We start from the raw sequence: 17,938 nt of genomic DNA on the forward strand, positions 1-17,938 counted from the left end.
CCCCTTGCCAGGGACGGGATCCGAAGGATGAAGCTGATTGTGGAGCTAAGGAGAATTGAACTCCTGACCTCCTGCATGCCATGCAGGCGCTCTACCAACTGAGCTATAGCCCCGCGTGTTCCCCGCGCTCAGCGCCGCGAACAAGAAGAACTTTAGCCTGCGACCAGCCGGAAAGTGAAATCCGGCCCCACCGCCGCGGGGGGCGGCTCAGTCGTCGTCACCGAGGACCGGTTCCGGCAGGGTTCCCGCGTTGTGCTCCAGGAGCCGCCAGCCGCGCGCGCCCTCGCCGAGGACGGACCAGCAGCAGTTGGAGAGCCCGCCGAGCCCCTCCCAGTGGTGGGATTCCAGGCCCAGCAGATGGCCGATCGTGGTGCGGATCGTGCCGCCGTGGCTGACCACAACGAGCGTGCCGTCGTCGGGCAGCTTGTCGGCGTGGTGGAGCACGACCGGCGCGGCGCGCTCCGCCACCTCGGTCTCCAGCTCACCGCCGCCGCGCCGGACGGGCTCGCCGCGCTTCCAGGCCGCGTACTGGCCGCCGTACTGCCCGACGATCTCTTCATGGGTCAGGCCCTGCCAGGCGCCCGCGAAGGTCTCGCGGAGCCCGACGTCGTACGCGATGTCGTGCCCGGTGATCGCGGCCAGCTCACGGGCCGTGGCCGCGGCCCGCCGGAGGTCGGAGGCGATGATCGCGTCCGGCTTCAGGGAGGCCAGCAGCCGGGCGGCCCGGTGCGCCTGGGCGACACCGGCGTCGGTCAGCTCGATGTCCGTGGTGCCCTGGAAGCGGCGCTCCAGATTCCACGCCGTCTGGCCGTGCCGCCACAGGATGATGCGGCGGCCCCTGCCGCCCGTTCCGCCGTTCAGCTCAGCTCACCGTCCGTGTCGCCGAAGACCCCGGCGCGCTCCCCGCCATCGCCCGCCGACTCGGCGTGCTCCGCGGCCTTGCCCCGGGTCTTGACGGCGTCCTCGGGAAGCGGCAGCTCGGGGCAGTCCTTCCAGAGCCGCTCCAGGGCGTAGAAGACCCGCTCCTCGCTGTGCTGCACATGCACGACGATGTCGACATAGTCGAGGAGGATCCAGCGCGCGTCCCGGTCGCCCTCACGGCGCACCGGCTTGGCGCCCAGCTCCTTCTGGAGCCTCTCCTCGATCTCGTCGACGATCGACTTGACCTGACGGTCGTTGGGCGCCGAGGCGAGCAGGAAGGCATCGGTGATCGACAGCACATCGCTGACGTCGTACGCGATGATGTCGTGCGCGAGCCGGTCGGCGGCCGCCTGGGCGGCGGCGTTGACGAGCTCGATGGAACGATCAGTAGCGGTCACAAGCAGGCTTCCGTCGGTGGTCATGGAGATACCAAGGATCTCACGGACCACCGACAGCCGGTGCGGCGCGGGAGCGGGGCCGGACCACGCGCCCGGCCCCCGTACGTTCGTCCCTCGCCGGCCTCAGTTGACCTCGTAGTCCTGGCCGAGGACGACCGACACATCCGCGTTCGTGGCGGCCTTGCCCTTCTTCACCGCGCCGACCGGCAGTCCGAGGGTCTTGGCGACCTCTTCCGCCTCCGGCTTCTTGGCCTCGTCACCGTAGGTGACCTGCGAGGATGTCAGGACCTCCGCCGTGCCCGCGTCCACGAAGCCATAGCCGCCGTTGACCAGCGAGATCCGGGCGGACTCCGCCGCGTCCTGGTCCCCGCTCGCGTTCTTCACCCCGACGCGTACGGCCGAGCCCTTCTCCGGGGCGGTGACCGAGCCGCCCAGGATGTCCTTCACCACACTCTCGGCGGCCCGCTCACTGAGCAGGCCGTTCTGCTGGACGGGCAGCAGCGTGGTCTTGTAGTCGCCGACCTTGGCGTGCTCGGCCAGCTTGGCGAGGGAGGCTCCCAGGTCCTTCTCGGGCAGCGAGGGATCGAGGATCTGCGCCAGGGTCTCGACGGTGACCGTCGCGGCCTGCGGGTCGTCGGACATCTTCCGCAGCACCCCCTGGAGGACCTGGCCGAACCGCTGGAGCTGCTTGGCCTCCGGCTCGCCGGGCGCGCTGTACGTGGCGTAGGCGACGGCCATCCGTCCGCTGAGCGTCTGGTTCTCGCCCTTCTTGACCACCGGGTCGTCGCCCTTCTTCGCCCCGGGCACCTCGACATCGGTGGTCAGGTCGATCGTGCCGACGAGTTCGACGAGGTTCTCCAGATACGGGGTGTCGAGCCGCCAGGTTCCGGTGATCTTGGTGCCGAGCAGCGTGCCGATGGCATCGCGCGTTCCCTCCGAGCCGTCGTCGTCGACGGACTTACCGAGGGGGGTGGAGACGCCGTCGTCATCGGCGACGGCGAGGGAGTTGGGCAGCAGGACGGTGGTGCCCTGGCCGGTCGTGGCGTTGTTGACCAGCAGCGCCGTGGAGGTGCCCTTCTCCTTGGTGTTGTGCAGATGCACCACGATCACATCGCGCTTCTGCGGCCCCGTGGCGGTGGTCTTCTTCTCGTCCGCGGTGCCGAGACCGGGCAGCTTGCCCGCGTACCAGAGATAGCCGACGCCGCCGGTGACCGCGAGGGCGAGAACGACGACGAGGGCGACGATCCGGCTGCGGCCGCGCCGCTTGGCCTCCTCGCGCCGCTCGGAGCGGCTCTCGGTGAACTTCAGCCAGTCGATGACGTCTTCGGAGTCCTCGTCCGGCTCCTCTATGAACGAGAACTGCTCGGTGCGGTAGTCACGGTCCTGGCCGTCGGGGCGCCGCTGCTCCGGTACGGGTACGGACGCGGGCGCCTGAGCGGGCGCGGCGGCGGCCGGCTCGGGCGCCGGCTCCTCGGTCTGCCGCTGCTGCTGCGGGATGTTCCACTGCTGGGTCGTGTCGACGCTCACGGGCTGCTGCTGCCCGGTGTCGTAGCCGTAGCCGTCGTATCCGTATCCCTGCTGCTGCGGCGGCTGTTGCTGCTGCTGCGGTGAGGGCTGGGCGTACGGGTCGTACTGCTGCGGGGACTGCGGGGACTGCGCGGTCTGCTGGGGCTGGGCGTACGGGTCGTATCCGTACCCCTGTTGCGGCTGCGCCGGCTGTTGCTGCTGCGGCTGCCCGTAGGCGTCGTACTGCTGCTGCGGCTGGGGCTGTTGGTACACCGGCTGCCCGTACTCGTCGTAACCGACGATCCGGGGCTGCGTGTAATACGGGTCGTACGGATCGTACGGCTGCTGCTGGTCGTTCACCGGTGCCCCTCTCCGTGGCTCATGCGCCGCGGTACAACTGCCGCTTGTCGATGTAGCGCACCACACCGTCCGGCACCAGGTACCAGACCGGATCGCCCTTCGCGACCCTCCCCCGGCAGTCGGTCGACGAGATCGCCAGCGCGGGCACCTCCACGAGGGAGACCCCGCCCTTGGGCAGTCCGTCGTCCGTCAGATCATGGCCCGGCCGGGTCACTCCGATGAAGTGGGCGAGCGAGAACAGCTCTTCGTGGTCCCGCCAGCTCAGGATCTGGGAGAGCGCGTCGGCTCCGGTGATGAAGAAGAGGTCCGCGTCGCCGTGGACGGCCCGCAGGTCCCGCAGCGTGTCGATCGTATAGGTCGGGCCGCCGCGGTCGATGTCGCTGCGGCTGACCGAGAACTGCGGATTGGACGCGGTGGCGATGACCGTCATCAGATAGCGGTCCTCGGCCGGGGAGACCGCGCGCTGGCTCTTCTGCCACGGCTGCCCGGTCGGCACGAAGATCACCTCGTCGAGGTGGAACAGGGCGGCCACTTCGCTGGCCGCCACCAGGTGTCCATGGTGGATCGGGTCGAATGTCCCGCCCATCACGCCGAGTCGGCGCTTGCCGCGACCGGACCCGGGTTCACGACCGCCGGCCGCTTGCTGCTCTCCCATGCGTGCAGAGCCTACTGGCACAAGATGACGCCCCGGTGTCAGCGGTCGCGGTTGAAGCGGGTGGTGATCCACAGCAGCAGAAGCAGCCCGAACAGGGCGCCGCCGCCGATGAGGAAGGGGCTGAGGCTTTCGTGGTTGCCGCCGTGCTCGGCGCCCTCGGCGAGCGTGACCAGGTGGGCGGCGGTACCGGTGAGGCTCATCTTCTACGGGCCCTTTTCTTCGCGGGTGGGAGCGGAGACTTCGCGCACATCGTATGCGGGGGCTCCGGGCACGCTCACGCCGACTCAGTCGTTGTGATCGTTGTCGCGGTATCCGCGCAACAGGAACCAGGCGAGCAGGACGACTCCGGCCATCGAGACGACCAGCACGATCCGCAACGTATCGCCCGGTCCCTGCTGGTCCGATGCGGCGGCGAGCAGGGTGACGGTTTCCGGCATGTCGGGTGTGCTCCTCGGTCTCGTCCGGCGGTGCCCGGGGTAACGGCTCCCGGGAAACACGGCCATGGGCCCCCGCCACACGGTAGACCCACCCCCTAGGGTGGGGGCCGTCAGGGGGACGAGCTTTGGACTCGTATGAACAGGGGATATCCATATGACCGAAGACAGTCACGAGGCAGCCGCCCACGAAAACGTGCCGAGCAGGCAGCGCAAGCGCTTCCCTGGCATTTCCTCACGGGCGTACGAACACCCCGCGGACCGCTCGGCGCTGGTCGCCCTGCGCAAGCTCACCGGCTTCGACACGGTGTTCAAGGCGATGAGCGCGCTGCTGCCCGAGCGCAGCCTGCGGCTGCTCTTCCTCTCCGACTCCGTACGCGTCAGCGACGCGCAGTTCGCGCATCTGCACGCCATGCTGCGGGACGCCTGCTACATCCTGGACCTGGAGAAGGTTCCCGCGATGTACGTGGCGCAGGATCCCAAGCCGAACGCCATGTGCATCGGTCTGGACGAGCCGATCATCGTGGTCACCACCGGGCTGGTGGAGCTGCTCGACGAGGAGGAGATGCGGGCGGTCGTCGGCCATGAGGTGGGCCACGCGCTCTCCGGTCACTCCGTCTACCGGACCATACTTCTCTTCCTCACCAATCTGGCGCTCAAGGTCGCCTGGATCCCGCTGGGCAATGTCGCGATCATGGCGATCGTGACGGCGCTGCGGGAGTGGTTCCGGAAGTCGGAGCTGTCGGCGGACCGGGCCGGACTGCTTGCCGGCCAGGATCTCCAGGCCTCGATGCGCGGCCTGATGAAGATCGCCGGTGGCAATCACCTGCACGAGATGAATGTGGACGCGTTCCTGGAGCAGGCCGCGGAGTACGAGGCGGGCGGCGATCTGCGGGACTCCGTGCTCAAGATCCTCAACGTGCTGCCGCGTACGCACCCCTTCACGACGGTGCGCGCGGCCGAGCTGAAGAAGTGGGCGGAGAGCCGTGACTTCCAGCGGGTCATGGACGGCCACTACCCGCGCCGCGAGGACGACAAGGACACCTCGGTCACGGACTCGTTCCGCGACTCCGCCGCGCATTACGCGGACACGGTCCGCAGCAGCAAGGACCCGCTGATGAAGCTGGTCGGCGACATCGCGGGCGGCGCGGGCGATCTGGGCGGCAAGCTGCGCGACAAGTTCACCGGTGGCGGCGGTAGCGGCGGCAACGGCAGCCGCGCCTCGGACGAGGGCACCGGCGGCGAAGGCCGGGACCAGGGCCCCGGCAAGAGCTGAACCGTACGGAGAGCAGGCCGAGCCCGGTCGTCCCCGTCAGGAGGCCGGGCTCGGTTCCGCCGCGCGGGACAGCGTCCCGCAGAGCGCCGTATTGGCCGGACCCGTCGCGTACGGGTCCGTGCCGGCCGGTTCACGGAGCTTGGCCCGCTGCCCGGCCAGCAGGGGCCGCAGCGTCGTCGGCGGCTCCGCCGAGCACGCCTGTGGCCCGGCCTGCACCTCACTGGTCAGCAGTCGCGCCGTATGGCGCGGCAGCGCGTCCAGGTCGAAGCGGAAGCGCAGCTCGCGCCGGACGGTGAAGAGCGAGGCGTCCCGTACGGGCTGCGCGTCGGAGCTCGCCGGGCGCAGCGCGTAGACGAAGACATGGTCCGAGACCACCTCCAGCGTCCCGGGCGAGGTCTCCTGGTAGCGCAGCGTGCCGTGCACCCGCACCTCGTCGTCGGCCTGGGCCACCTTCGCCGGGTCGAAGCGCACCAGCCAGCCGGTCGGCGCGTGCCGGCCGTCGTCGGCGGGCGCGGCGAATCCGGCGTCGAACTGGTCGAGCTGGTCGGCGTCGAGCAGCACCCGTACCGGCCGTTCCGAGCGGCCCTCGATGACGTCGGGGTCGAGCGAGGACGCCACGAGATAGTCCTTGACGGTGGTCAGCGCGGCCATCACCTGACTCTCCGAGAAGCCCCCGGTCTCCCGGACGGCGGGCATCGTGATCCCGGCCGCTCCCACGCGGAACTGCGCGGCCGGGCTGTGCTTGAAGAGATCCGCGGGGGTGCCGCCCGGCACGGGCCCCTGGGGCGCCAGCGGGATCACCGACATCCGCACCTGGTCCACGGAACGGCCGGTGGCCGGCCGGTAGGGATTGCGCAGGCCCAGATAGATGGCCGTACCGAACGCCAGGACCACCACCAGGACCAGCAGCAGAAGCTGTCGCGATCCGCGCCAGAAGATCCCCCGGGCCCGCCCTTTGGCCGGTGGCGGAGGCTGCGCCGGAGGAACCCTCCGGACGGCGTCGGCGTGATCGGTCATCCGCTCCCGCGCCGAGAACTCCTGAAGGCGGGCCTCCCGGATGAAGGATTCGTCGAAGACGACGGAGCGGTACTCGTCGTCATCGCCGCCGGGCAGCCCCTCAGGTTCCCCTTCGGGTGGGTCTCGACGCCCTGCCATACCTTCAGGGTAGGTCGGCGGGGCCGAACATAAACGCTGGGCAAGCCGGGAAGTTCCGGGAGCCACGCGATCGGCCGTTCAGGTCGTACCCGGCCGTCCGAGGGAGGTCCGGGGCGCGTTCAGGGCGTACGCGGCACCGCGGAGACCGCCGGCGCCGACTGGTTCGCGGACGCCGAGGGAATACCCGGGGCCGGCTTGTCGATCCCGGTCGTGGCGGGCTGCGGCACCTTGCCGTCGCGGCTGTTGGAGGCGCCTCGGTAGACGGCCGAGAAGGCCAGCGCGACCATCCCGATCCCCATCAGCAGGGCGAGCAGCCAGGCGACGGGGCGGTGCCAGCGGGCCGCGCCGCGGTACGGCCGCAGCGAGCCGCCGTGGCGTCCGTAGGGCCCGGAGAGCGCGTCGGGGTCATCGGGGTCGTACTCGCCGTCGTAGCCGGGGTCGGGTCCGTACGCGCCGTCCCGGCCGTACAGCTCCTCGTACAGCTCGTCCTCGGGCCGTCCCCCGCCGGACCGCGCGCGGGCCGCCTCGGCCTCGGCGCGCGCCTGGGCAGCGGCCAGCAGCCGTTCCACGGCGGAGGGTTCATGAATGGTGGCGGCCTTGACGAAGTCCTCGTCGAAGACCACGGGGGCGAAGTCCTTGTCCGCGCCACCGCGGTCGTCGTCGGGCTCCCAGCCGTCCGGGAACGGCTTGCCCCCCACGTCGTCCGGCACCCCTTCAGGGTAGACCTGGCGGGTCGTTTTGGGCAGGCGGAGTCCGAACTCTCCCGAGTTCGTCTTGGTCACATCGCGGTCCCGGCGCCCGCCCGTCGCCGCGGGCGCCCCTGCCGTATCAGTGGCCCCACCGCTATCGCGTGTGGCCGTCGCCGATCACGATGTACTTCGTCGAGGTCAGCTCCGGCAGCCCCATCGGCCCCCGCGCGTGCAGCTTCTGCGTGGAGATTCCGATCTCGGCGCCGAAGCCGAACTGGCCGCCGTCGGTGAAGCGCGTGGACGCGTTCACAGCGACTGTCGTGGAATCGACCAATTGGGTGAATCGGCGGGCCGCGGCCTGTGAGGTGGTGACGATCGCCTCCGTATGGCCGGACGACCAGAGCCGGATATGGGCGACGGCGGCGTCCAGCGAGTCGACGACCGCGGCGGCGATGTCGTACGAGAGGTACTCGGTCTCCCAGTCCTCCGCGGTGGCCGGCACGATCTCGGCCTTCGACCCCGCGCCGTACGCGAGCACCCGCTCGTCGGCGTGGACCGTGACCCCGGCGTCGGCGAGCGCGTCCAGCGCGCGCGGCAGGAACACACCCGCGATGTCCTGGTGGACGAGGAGCGTCTCGGCGGCGTTGCAGACGCTGGGCCGCTGCGCCTTGGAGTTGATCAGGATCTCGACGGCCATGTCGAGATCGGTCTCGGCGTCCACATACACATGGCAGTTGCCGGTGCCGGTCTCGATGACGGGGACGGTGGACCCCTCGACGACGGTACGGATCAGGGAGGCGCCGCCGCGCGGGATCAGCACGTCGACCAGGCCGCGGGCCCGCATCAGCTCCTGTACGGCGTCCCGCCCCTCGCCGGGCACGAGCTGTACGGCGTCGGCGGGCAGCCCGGCTCCGCCGACGGCGTCGCGCAGCACCCGTACGAGGGCGGTGTTCGAGGAGATCGCCGAGGAGGAGCCGCGCAGCAGCACCGCGTTGCCCGACTTCAGACAGAGCGCGGCGGCGTCCACGGTGACATTGGGGCGGGCCTCGTAGATGATCCCGACCACACCGAGCGGCACCCGCACCTGGCGCAGATCGATGCCGTTGGGCAGTGTCGAACCGCGTACGACCTCACCGACCGGGTCGGGCAGCGCCGCCACGTCCCGTACGTCCGCGGCGATGGCCCGCACCCGCTCCGGTGTCAGCGTCAGCCGGTCGATGATCGCCTCGCCGGTCCCGGCCTCCCGGGCCCGCGCGATGTCCTCGGCGTTGGCCGTGACGATCTCGTGGGTACGGACTTCCAGCGCGTCCGCGATCGCCAGCAGCGCGTCGTCCTTGGCCGCACGCGGCAGTGGCGCGATATCGGCTGCCGCGGCGCGGGACCGGTAGGCGGCCCTGGCGACCGGGGAGAGGTTGTCGTACGGCGAGAGCGAGGTCATGCCCGCAGGGTAATGCGCGCCCTGCGGGCATTCCGCACGTATTCCGGACTCCGAGACACTTCCGGAGGGGGATCAGAACGGATGAACGCCCACCGGGGCCGCCGGTGGCGGGCCGTAGCCCTCCGCGATCCGCTGGTGGTACGTCTCACGGTCGATGACCTCAAGACCGACGATCTTCCACGGCGGCAGCTTGGCGCTCGACCGGTGCTCGCCCCAGAGCCGCAGCGCGACGGCGGCGGCGTCGTGCAGGTCCCGGGCCTCCTCCCAGTACCGGATCTCCGCGTGATCGTTGGCGTACCGGCTGGTCAGCAGGAAGGGATGGTCATGGGCCAGTTGTTCCAGGCCACGCCGGACCTCGGGCAGCGGAGCCTCGGCGCCCGAGACGCTGAGCGTGATGTGCCAGAGCTTCGACAGCGCACGGCCCTCCGCGCGCGCGTCCGTTCTCGATACGACCTCCCGCTGTTGCTCGTCGTCGAAGTCGTCCCCCGCTTCGACGCTGGTCAGGGCTCGTTCCTCGCCCGCGGCCCTCCGGGCGTGGGCGCTGCCCCCGGTCCCTCGGGGCACCGCCCCCGGGCGCGCTCGTCTCACCAGCGGCCTCCTGTTGATGCGTTGTCGTGCTGTACCCCGTCTGTACCCCTGGGACAAAGTTGACCAGTCCCGGGCAGGGCATGGGGCGGTTTTGGTAAAGGTCCCTGTTCAAAGACCGGAGTTTCAGCCGTTTCAGGGGTGGGTCAGGGATGGAGGATGACCAAATCGTCTCTGTGTACGACCTCACGCTCGTAGGCGGGGCCCAGCTCGCGGGCCAGTTCGCGGGTGGAGCGGCCCAGGAGCTGGGGGATCTCCTTGGCGTCGAAGTTGACGAGACCGCGGGCTACCGGCCGGCCCGCCGTGTCCCGCAGCTCCACCGGGTCACCGGCGCTGAACTCGCCCTCGACGGCGGCGATTCCGGCCGGCAGCAGTGAGGTGCGCCGCTCGACGACGGCCCGTACCGCCCCGTCGTCCAGGGTGAGCGCGCCCTGCGGGGTGGAGGCGTGGGCGAGCCACAGCAGCCGGCCCGCGGAGCGCCGTCCGGTGCGGTGGAAGTACGTACCGGTGTCCCGCCCCGCGAGTCCGTCGGCGGCATGGCTCGCGGAGGTCAGCACCACCGGGACCCCGGCCGCGGCGGCGATCCTGGCGGCCTCGACCTTGGTGACCATGCCGCCGGTGCCCAGGCCCGCCCTGCCCGCGCTGCCGAGGGAGACGCCCGCCAGATCGGCGGGACCGCGCACCTCCGCGATCCGCGCGGCGCCGGGGGTACGGGGGTCGCCGTCGTACAGCCCGTCGACATCGGAGAGCAGGACGAGCAGATCGGCCCGTACGAGATGGGCGACGAGGGCGGCCAGCCGGTCGTTGTCGCCGAACCGGATCTCGTCCGTGGCGACGGTGTCGTTCTCGTTGACGACGGGGACGGCGCCCATGCCGAGCAGCTGGTCCAGGGTGCGGTAGGCGTTGCGGTAGTGGGCGCGGCGGCTGGTGTCGTCGGTGGTGAGGAGCACCTGCCCGACGCGGACGCCGTAGCGGGCGAAGGAGGCGGTGTAGCGGGCGACCAGCAGCCCCTGTCCCACGCTGGCGGCGGCCTGCTGGCGGGCCAGGTCCCGGGGGCGGCGCTCCAGTCCGAGCGGGGCGAGCCCGGCGGCGATGGCGCCGCTGGAGACGAGCAGGACCTCCTTCTCGTCACCGCTCCCGGCACCGCGTCTGACCTGGGCGAGTACATCGACGAGGGCGTCGACCCGGTCGGCGTCGAGCCCGCCGGAGGCGGTGGTGAGCGAGGAGGAGCCGACCTTCACGACGATCCTGCGGGCCTGTGCCACCGCGTCCTGCCGTGCCGTCACGCTCTGCCGTGCCGCTGCCACGTGCTGTGCCTCTGCTCTCACTGTCGGCCACACCTCACCGGCCGGCCCCCGCCGGCTGGTCGTCCGCCGGTCGCTCAGCGTACGCGGGCGATTCCCCGGCCGACGAGGCATTTCAGTGGGTGGGACGCGGCCGGTGGGCCGGTCTCCGCGTCAAACCCGCGACTCCGGCACAACCGGATGCCGGTGAAGACAGTCTGTCAGGTGTAACAACAGTCGGGAAACGTTCCCGCCCGGGCAGGGATAAGCTGGCCTCCACGGCGCCCGCGTGCTCGCCGATGGCGGCGACTCCCCCCACTTGTACCCCCCGCGCAACCACACACGAGATGGGCCATCAGTAATGCCAGTAAAAGTGAGCGTCGTCATTCCGGTGTACAACCCGGGTAAGTACATCGACCCCTGCATCGATTCACTGCTGGCCCAGACGCTGCCGGCCGCGGACTTCGAAGTGCTCTTCGTGAACGACGGGTCGACCGACGACAGCCCGGCCCGCCTGGACAAGCTGGCGGCCGAGCACCCTCATTTCCGGGTGATCCACATCCCCAACTCGGGCTGGCCCGGCAAGCCGAGGAACATCGGTGTCGCCGAGGCCAAGGGTGAGTACGTCCAGTTCGTGGACCAGGACGACCACATGGCGTCCGACGCGCTGCGACGCCTGTATGAGATGGGTCACCGCAACGGCTCCGACATCGTGATCGGCAAGGTCGCGTCCAATTTCCGCGGCGTCCCGCACGGCGTGTTCAAGAAGAACCGCGAGAAGTGTGATCTGAGCAATGCGCCGCTGTACGACAGCCTCACCCCGCACAAGATGTTCCGTACGGAGTTCCTGCGCGAGAACGGCATCGCGTACCCCGAGGGCAAGCGGCGCCTGGAGGACCAGCTGTACATGATGCAGGCGTATTTCCCCGCCAAGGTCGTATCGATCCTGGGGAGTTACACCTGCTACTACTACTCGAAGCGGGACGACGGCCAGAACGCCGGCTCCGCCAAGATCGTTCCGGCCGGCTACTACGGCAACCTGCGCGAGGTCCTCAAGGTCGTCGTGGAGAACACCGAACCGGGTGAATTCCGGGACCGGCTGCTGCGGCGCTTCTACCGGGTCGAGATGCTCGGCCGGCTGAGCGAGCCGTCCGTGGTCAACTACACGCCCGAGTACCTCGACGAGATGTGCGACGCGATCCGTCCGCTCGCCGAGGAGTTCATGCACGACGGCGTGCACAACGGCCTCGGTTCGCTGGTCAGACTCCGCTCCACCCTGCTGCGCGCCGACGACCGCCAGGGGCTGGTGAAGATCGCCCGGTTCGCCAAGTCGGTGAAGGGCGCGGCCCGGCTGGAGGACTTCGACTGGCAGCCGGACGGCACGGCCGCGATCACCGTGACCGGCCGCCTCGTCCACGGCGAGGACACGGAGCCGCTGCGGCTGGTCCGCCGCGACAAGCGCTACTTCCTGCACCCGGACATCACCGAGGGGCTGCTGCCTGACGGCGAACTCCTCGATGTCACCGACGACATGGACAGCTTCAAGGGCGAGGTCTCGCTGCGTAACCGCGAGACCGCCGTCGAGTGGCCGTGCGTCGCGGAGTTCACCGCCAAGGTCGAGGCGCTGGGCGACGACACGTACGAGGTCGTCCTGCACGGCACCGGCGTGGTCACCAGCGAGGCGGTCAAGGGCCGCGGCCGGGTCTCCCGCGGCTTCTGGGACATCTGGGTGCCGCTGCGCGGACTCGGGCTGGTACGGAAGGCCAGGCTCGGCGCGGACCGCGCCACGTCGGTCGACGCCAAGTGCCTGCCCGCGCTGCTCGGTTCGCCCGCGCGGCCGGTGATCCCGTACTTCACCGACCCGCACGGCAACCTGACCCTCGATGTCGCGGGCCGGGCCAAGAAGATGGCCACCTATCTCGCGGACCGGCCCGTGCGGCGGATGCCCGGCAGCCGTCCCGAGCTGCGCCTCGATGTGTTCACCGGCACCAAGTCCGGTTCGCAGGCGGTCGAGTTGGTGCTGACCCCGGCGGACGGCAACGCCATGACCGCGCCGTCCACGCTCCGTCCCGACCACGGCCGGGCCCACCTCGGTGTCCCCGCCCGGGTGCCGGACCTGCCGGCCGGGCAGGCGCAGCTGTCGGTGCGGCTGGACGGTCCGAAGGGCCCCGTGCTGCCGCTCTGCGAGGTGCCCGTGGCCCAGGGCGGCCGGATCCGGCTGGAGCAGAGCGGTCTGGAGACGGTCGATCCTCTTCTCGTCAGGGTGGTGACGGTGAAGCGCCGCCGGGCGACGCTGCGCCGGGTGCTCCGCTCGGCCGGCGGTCCGATCGTGCGCCGGCTGCCCTCCTCGGCGCGCAAGAAGGTGCGTCGGCTCGCCGCCCGTCTCTGACCGGCGTCGCCCTCTTCTCCCGAGCAATGAGCGACAAGCACACAGAACAAGGACGTGATCACATGCGGCAGCTCTCGGTCGCAGGCGCCTGGGTACATGAACCGAAGATCTTCCCGGACAGCCGTGGCAGCTTCCACGAGTGGTTCAAGGCCTCGGACTTCACCGAGGCGGCCGGCCACCCGCTGAACCTCGCCCAGGCGAACTGCTCGGTGTCCAGCCGCGGCACGCTGCGCGGGATCCACTTCGCCGATGTGCCGCCCAGCCAGGCCAAGTACGTGAAGTGTGTTCGCGGCGCGGTCCTCGACGTCATCGTGGACATCCGGGTCGGCTCCCCCACGTACCGGCAGTGGGAGGCGGTGCGGCTGGACGATGTGGATCACCACGCCGTCTATCTCGCCGAGGGGCTCGGCCACGCGTTCATGGCGCTGACGGACGACGCGACGGTGGTCTATCTCTGCTCCGAGGGATACGCCCCCGGGCGTGAGCACGGCATCAACCCGCTGGACCCGGCGCTCGGTATCGAGTGGCCCGAGGGCATCACCCCGCTGCTCTCCGACAAGGACGCGGCGGCGCCGACCCTCGCGGAGGCCGAGGCCCAGGGCCTGCTCCCGTCGTACGAGGAGTGCACGGCGTACTACACCGAGCTGGCCGCCCGCGGCTGAGTCGTACAGGCGCATACGGAAGGGGCCCGGGCGATCATGAATCGCCCGGGCCCCTTCCGTACGGTCCGCCGGATCAGCCGGAGACCGCCGCGATCTGCCGGCGCAGCGGCGCGAAGGCCGACCGCGAGCGGCGCAGATTGCGGGCGCGGGCCAGAGCGGGCCAGAACCCGGCCCCGAGCAGCGCCTCGGGCCGTACCGCGTTCTTGCGGACGAGCACCTCCTCGGGCACGTCCTGCGGGTCCGGTACGACGTACTCCTCGATGATCTTGTCGTACGCGTCCTTCAGCACCGTGCTCTCCGGGTTGGCGCCGAAGATGGCCACCACCCCGGTCGGCTCGGTGTCGACGTCGACGACCAGCAGGTCGGGGCGGTACCGCCGCAGGACCGTGGCCACCTTGTAGACGTCTCCGGCCCAGAACTTGGTGTGCCGGTCGCGCGCGGCCTCGTCGACGTCCCGCGGCAGCATGTCGTCCAGGACGATCACGCTGGACCAGCGGGAGTGCTTCTCGACGTTCATGAAGTCGCGCAGCGCGTACTCGAAGAGATGCATGCCGTCGATGAACGACAGCTCCAGCTTCGGGTCGCCGCCGAAGAGATTGACCGGGTCACGCCGGGCGAGCGCGCGGAACGGGTTGCGGCCGTTGCGCAGATGGATCAAGGGATCCTTGCGGGCGAAGAAATCGTCGCTGGTGGCCTTGACCAGATGGACATCGCAGCTGATGTCCGTGACGACCCGGAAAGCCGGGTCGACCGCGACCGACGGAACCCGGGACAGCGCCAGACTGCGGCCGTCATTTACCCCGATTTCCAAGTAGGTGCGGGGCTTGTACACACGGTGCAGTTGGCGCAGGAAGCCGTGGCGATCCACGTAAGGGGCCCTTCACTGAGAATCAACAACCAGGGATTGATTCTCAGTGAACTTAGTGGGCCCACAGGTTGTACGTAAACATCTACTGGCCAGTAACACCCATTTGGCGCTCAGGGCCTGTCCAGCGGGCTCTAGGTCCTGTCCGGCCGGACAGGACCTAGCCCCGCTCGGCCCGGACCAGCGCGGGGAACGCCTCGGCAAGCGCCGTACGCCAGTCACGGATCGGTTCGATCCCGGCGGCCTTCCACCGTTCGTGTCCCAGCACGCTGTACGCGGGCCGGGGCGCGGGGCGTACGAACGCCTCGCTGGTGGTCGGACGGACCCGCTCCGGGTCCGCGCCGAGCAGCCGGAAGATCTCCCTGGTGAAGCCGAACCAGGTCGTCTCGCCGCCGCTGGTGCCGTGGTAGACCCCGGCCGGGGCCGTCCCCGCGAGGGCCGCCAGACCCAGCAGGACCAGCCGGTCCGCGAGGTCGCCGGTCCAGGTGGGCTGGCCGAGCTGGTCGTCCACCACGTCCAGGGTGTCCTTGATCCCCTCCAGCTTGATCATCGTCCGGACGAAGTTGCCGCCGCCCGCGCCGTACAGCCAGGCCGTACGGACCACGAAACCGGTCTCCGGGAGGGTGTCCAGGACCGCGCGCTCCCCGGCCAGCTTGGTGCGGCCGTAGGCGCTGCGCGGGGCCGTGGGGTCGTCCTCGCCGTACGGCATCCGGGCGTCACCGGCGAAGACATAGTCCGTGGAGACCTGGATCAGGACGGCGCCGGACGCCTCGCACGCCTCGGCGAGCACCCGGGGGCCGGTGCCGTTGACGGCGAGCGCCTCGGCCTCCTTGGCCTCGGCGTCGTCCACGGCCGTCCAGGCGGCGCAGTTGACCACGACGTCCGGCGTATGGGTCTCCAGCGCGGTGCGCACCGCGCCGGGGTCCGTGATGTCCAGCGCGGTACGGTCCAGGCCGGCCGCGCTCTCCCCGGCCGTGGCGAGGCGGGCCAGCAGATCCTGGCCGAGCATGCCGCCGGCGCCGGTGACGAGCCAGCGGCTCACAGCGCGGCACGCCCCTTCAGCGGCTCCCACCAGGCACGGTTCTCGCGGTACCACTCCACGGTCTCCGCGAGGCCCGCGGCGAAGTCCTTGCGGGGCTCGTACCCCAGCTCCGTACGGATCTTGGAGCAGTCCACGGAGTAGCGGCGGTCGTGGCCCTTGCGGTCGGTGACGTACTCGACGCTGGTGTCCCAGTCCGCTCCGCAGGCCTCCAGCAGAAGCCCGGTCAGCTCCTTGTTGGACAGCTCCGTGCCGCCGCCGATGTTGTAGACCTCACCGGCCCGGCCCTTCGTACGGACCAGCTCGATGCCCTGCACATGGTCGTCGATGTGCAGCCAGTCGCGGATGTTGCCGCCGTCGCCGTACAGCGGGACCTTCTTGCCGTCCAGCAGGTTCGTGATGAACAGCGGGATGACCTTCTCGGGGAAGTGGTGGTGCCCGTAGTTGTTGGAGCAGCGGGTCACCCGCACATCGAGGCCGTGCGTGCGGTGGTACGAGAGGGCGATCAGATCGCTGGACGCCTTCGCCGAGGAGTACGGCGAGTTGGGCTCCAGCGGGTGGGTCTCGGGCCAGGAGCCCTCGTCGATCGAGCCGTAGACCTCGTCGGTGGAGATATGCACGAAGGTCTTCACGCCAGCGCGGTGCGCGGCGTCGATCAGCGTGTGCGTGCCCACGACGTTCGTACGGACGAACTCCGCGCCGCCGTCGATGGAGCGGTCCACATGCGACTCCGCGGCGAAGTGCACCACCTGGTCGTGCTCGGCCATCAGCTTGGCGACCAGCTCGGGGTCGCAGATGTCGCCCTGGACGAAGGAGAACCCGGGGTGGTCGCGGACCTCGTCGAGGTTGGCCGGGTTGCCCGCGTAGGTGAGCTTGTCGAGCACGGTCAGCTCGACATCGCCGGGGCCCTGGGGGCCCAGGACCGTACGGACGTAGTGCGAGCCGATGAAACCGGCACCGCCGGTCACGAGAATCCTGTCGGTCATGAAGAGATCTGCACCTTGCTGTGGTCACCGAGGACGAGTCGGTGGGCGGACGGGTTACGGGGCGCGGGGGTGATCTCGACATCGCGGCCGATCAGCGATGCCTCCACCCGGCGCACGCCGGTGAGCGAGGAACCCCGCAGAACGATGGAGTACTCGATCTCGCTGTCCTCGATCCTGCACCCTTCGGAGACCGAGGTGAAGGGACCGATATAGGCGTCGCTGATCACCGTGTCCGCGCCGATGATCGCGGGACCGACGATCCGGCTGCCGGTGACCCGCGCGCCCTTCTCGATCCTGACCCGCCCTATGATCTCCGTCGCCTCGTCGACGCTGCCGTCACGGCACGGCTCGACGGTCTCCAGCACCGAGCGGTTGACCTCCAGCATGTCGGCGACATTGCCGGTGTCCTTCCAGTAACCGGAGATGGTCGTGGAGCGGACATCGCGCTGCTGGTCGATCAGCCACTGGATGGCGTGTGTGATCTCCAACTCACCGCGCCAGGAGGGCTCGATCGAGCGCACGGCCTCATGGATGGCCGGGGTGAAGAGATAGACACCGACGAGCGCGAGATCGCTCTTCGGCTCCTTGGGCTTCTCCTCCAGGGCCACCACCCTGCCCGCGCCGTCGAGTTCGGCCACGCCGAAGGAGGTGGGGTTGGGGACCTTCGTGAGCAGGATCTGCGCCTCGGGGCGGTCCTCGCGGAAGCCGTCGACCAGGCCCGTGATGCCACCGACGATGAAGTTGTCACCGAGGTACATCACGAAGTCGTCCTCGCCCAGGAACTCACGGGCGATGAGGACGGCGTGCGCCAGTCCGAGGGGGGCGTCCTGCTGGAGGTAGGTGACCTTTATGCCGAACTGCGAGCCGTCACCGACCGCCTCGCGGATCTCCTGCGCGGTGTCGCCGACGATCACGCCGACCTCGGTGATCCCCGCTTCGGCGATGGCTTCGAGCCCGTAGAAGAGCACGGGCTTGTTGGCCACGGGGACCAGCTGTTTCGCTGAGGTGTGTGTGATGGGGCGCAGACGGGTACCCGCCCCGCCGGACAGTACGAGAGCCTTCACTATCCCTATCCCTGCTGAGATTCCGATGCTGTCCGGGCGTCGCCCGACAGTCCGATTTTACCTACGATTTCCGGTGCGGCCCGCCGCTGGTCACCTCAGGAGAGTGAACCGGTGCAAACGGGGTGCGCGAAAGGGCGCTCGGGCGTGCGCGGATGTGCACTCACCGGCCCCGCGCGGGCGGACGCGCGGGCCCTTATCGCCGTACCGCCCGCCGCGCCACCGCCGCACCACCC

General features: G+C 69.9%; 18 protein-coding genes and 1 tRNA gene. 3 read left to right on the forward strand and 16 right to left on the reverse strand.

The window, feature by feature from the left end:
* Positions 1-40: 40 nt before the first annotated feature.
* The 7 genes from IF11_RS0116390 to IF11_RS41310 all read right to left on the reverse strand — a co-directional run bounded on the left by IF11_RS0116390 (position 41) and on the right by IF11_RS41310 (position 4,277).
* Positions 41-113: transfer RNA gene (locus tag IF11_RS0116390), tRNA-Ala, on the reverse strand.
* 94 nt (positions 114-207) lie between these two features.
* Positions 208-861 carry a histidine phosphatase family protein gene (locus IF11_RS0116395; RefSeq protein ID WP_030352344.1) on the reverse strand — a complete coding sequence of 218 codons (654 nt, stop codon included), beginning with the start codon at positions 859-861 and terminating at the stop codon, positions 208-210.
* Entirely contained in the window at positions 858-1,343 is a 486-nt protein-coding gene (gene rsfS, locus IF11_RS0116400; protein ID WP_240627794.1) for a ribosome silencing factor, read from the reverse strand. Before rsfS ends, IF11_RS0116395 begins: the two co-directional genes overlap by 4 nt.
* 99 nt (positions 1,344-1,442) lie before the next feature.
* On the reverse strand, positions 1,443-3,185 hold the full coding sequence (locus IF11_RS0116405) for an LCP family protein (protein ID WP_030352346.1): 1,743 nt from the start codon (positions 3,183-3,185) through the stop codon (positions 1,443-1,445).
* 19 nt (positions 3,186-3,204) lie between these two features.
* Complete coding sequence (nadD, locus tag IF11_RS0116410) at positions 3,205-3,840, reverse strand: nicotinate-nucleotide adenylyltransferase (protein WP_030352347.1); 636 nt, start codon at positions 3,838-3,840, stop codon at positions 3,205-3,207.
* Between the two features lie 38 nt (positions 3,841-3,878).
* Positions 3,879-4,040: a hypothetical protein gene (locus IF11_RS41305; protein ID WP_030352348.1), complete on the reverse strand. Its 162-nt coding sequence runs from the start codon at positions 4,038-4,040 to the stop codon at positions 3,879-3,881.
* 84 nt (positions 4,041-4,124) lie between these two features.
* Positions 4,125-4,277, reverse strand: coding sequence for a hypothetical protein (locus IF11_RS41310; protein ID WP_037727909.1), 153 nt, complete (start codon positions 4,275-4,277; stop codon positions 4,125-4,127).
* A 154-nt stretch (positions 4,278-4,431) separates the two neighbouring features.
* On the opposite strand from IF11_RS41310, the gene IF11_RS0116425 reads away from it, so the two are divergent.
* On the forward strand, positions 4,432-5,550 hold the full coding sequence (locus IF11_RS0116425) for a M48 family metallopeptidase (RefSeq protein WP_030352349.1): 1,119 nt from the start codon (positions 4,432-4,434) through the stop codon (positions 5,548-5,550).
* 36 nt (positions 5,551-5,586) lie between these two features.
* On the opposite strand, the gene IF11_RS0116430 is transcribed toward IF11_RS0116425, so the two are convergent.
* The 5 genes from IF11_RS0116430 to proB all read right to left on the reverse strand — a co-directional run bounded on the left by IF11_RS0116430 (position 5,587) and on the right by proB (position 10,682).
* Positions 5,587-6,705 (reverse strand): SCO2583 family membrane protein, encoded by a 1,119-nt coding sequence (locus IF11_RS0116430; protein ID WP_030352350.1) that lies wholly within the window; start codon positions 6,703-6,705, stop codon positions 5,587-5,589.
* A gap of 119 nt (positions 6,706-6,824) precedes the next feature.
* The gene (locus tag IF11_RS0116435) at positions 6,825-7,415 is read right to left on the reverse strand and encodes an SCO2584 family spore wall biosynthesis protein (protein WP_030352351.1); all 591 of its coding nucleotides are present in this window, start codon (positions 7,413-7,415) and stop codon (positions 6,825-6,827) included.
* A 133-nt stretch (positions 7,416-7,548) separates the two neighbouring features.
* A complete protein-coding gene (locus IF11_RS0116440) occupies positions 7,549-8,832 on the reverse strand; it encodes a glutamate-5-semialdehyde dehydrogenase (protein ID WP_030352352.1) in 1,284 nt (427 codons plus the stop codon).
* Positions 8,833-8,904: 72 nt separating this feature from the next.
* Positions 8,905-9,420, reverse strand: a complete 516-nt coding sequence (locus tag IF11_RS0116445; protein ID WP_030352353.1) for a hypothetical protein — start codon at positions 9,418-9,420, stop codon at positions 8,905-8,907.
* 143 nt (positions 9,421-9,563) lie between these two features.
* A complete protein-coding gene (gene proB / locus IF11_RS0116450) occupies positions 9,564-10,682 on the reverse strand; it encodes a glutamate 5-kinase (protein ID WP_030352354.1) in 1,119 nt (372 codons plus the stop codon).
* Between the two features lie 391 nt (positions 10,683-11,073).
* Here proB and IF11_RS36700 point away from each other — a divergent pair, with 391 nt between their 5' ends.
* Positions 11,074-13,089 (forward strand): glycosyltransferase family 2 protein, encoded by a 2,016-nt coding sequence (locus IF11_RS36700; RefSeq protein WP_240627791.1) that lies wholly within the window; start codon positions 11,074-11,076, stop codon positions 13,087-13,089.
* A gap of 62 nt (positions 13,090-13,151) precedes the next feature.
* Positions 13,152-13,751 (forward strand): dTDP-4-dehydrorhamnose 3,5-epimerase, encoded by a 600-nt coding sequence (gene rfbC / locus IF11_RS0116460; RefSeq protein WP_030352356.1) that lies wholly within the window; start codon positions 13,152-13,154, stop codon positions 13,749-13,751.
* Positions 13,752-13,824: 73 nt separating this feature from the next.
* Here the strand turns inward: rfbC and IF11_RS0116465 are convergent, their stop codons facing one another.
* From IF11_RS0116465 to IF11_RS0116480, 4 genes are all read right to left on the reverse strand, one after another.
* Complete coding sequence (locus IF11_RS0116465) at positions 13,825-14,619, reverse strand: O-methyltransferase (RefSeq protein ID WP_030352357.1); 795 nt, start codon at positions 14,617-14,619, stop codon at positions 13,825-13,827.
* Positions 14,620-14,776: 157 nt separating this feature from the next.
* Complete coding sequence (gene rfbD / locus IF11_RS0116470) at positions 14,777-15,658, reverse strand: dTDP-4-dehydrorhamnose reductase (RefSeq protein WP_030352358.1); 882 nt, start codon at positions 15,656-15,658, stop codon at positions 14,777-14,779.
* Entirely contained in the window at positions 15,655-16,641 is a 987-nt protein-coding gene (rfbB, locus tag IF11_RS0116475; RefSeq protein WP_030352359.1) for a dTDP-glucose 4,6-dehydratase, read from the reverse strand. The genes rfbD and rfbB overlap by 4 nt, the downstream gene beginning before the upstream one ends.
* Entirely contained in the window at positions 16,638-17,705 is a 1,068-nt protein-coding gene (locus IF11_RS0116480; protein WP_030352360.1) for a glucose-1-phosphate thymidylyltransferase, read from the reverse strand. Before IF11_RS0116480 ends, rfbB begins: the two co-directional genes overlap by 4 nt.
* Positions 17,706-17,938: the final 233 nt, after the last annotated feature.

The organism is Streptomyces scopuliridis RB72, assembly GCF_000718095.1.
In the GTDB taxonomy this organism is placed as follows: Bacteria; Actinomycetota; Actinomycetes; order Streptomycetales; family Streptomycetaceae; genus Streptomyces; species Streptomyces scopuliridis.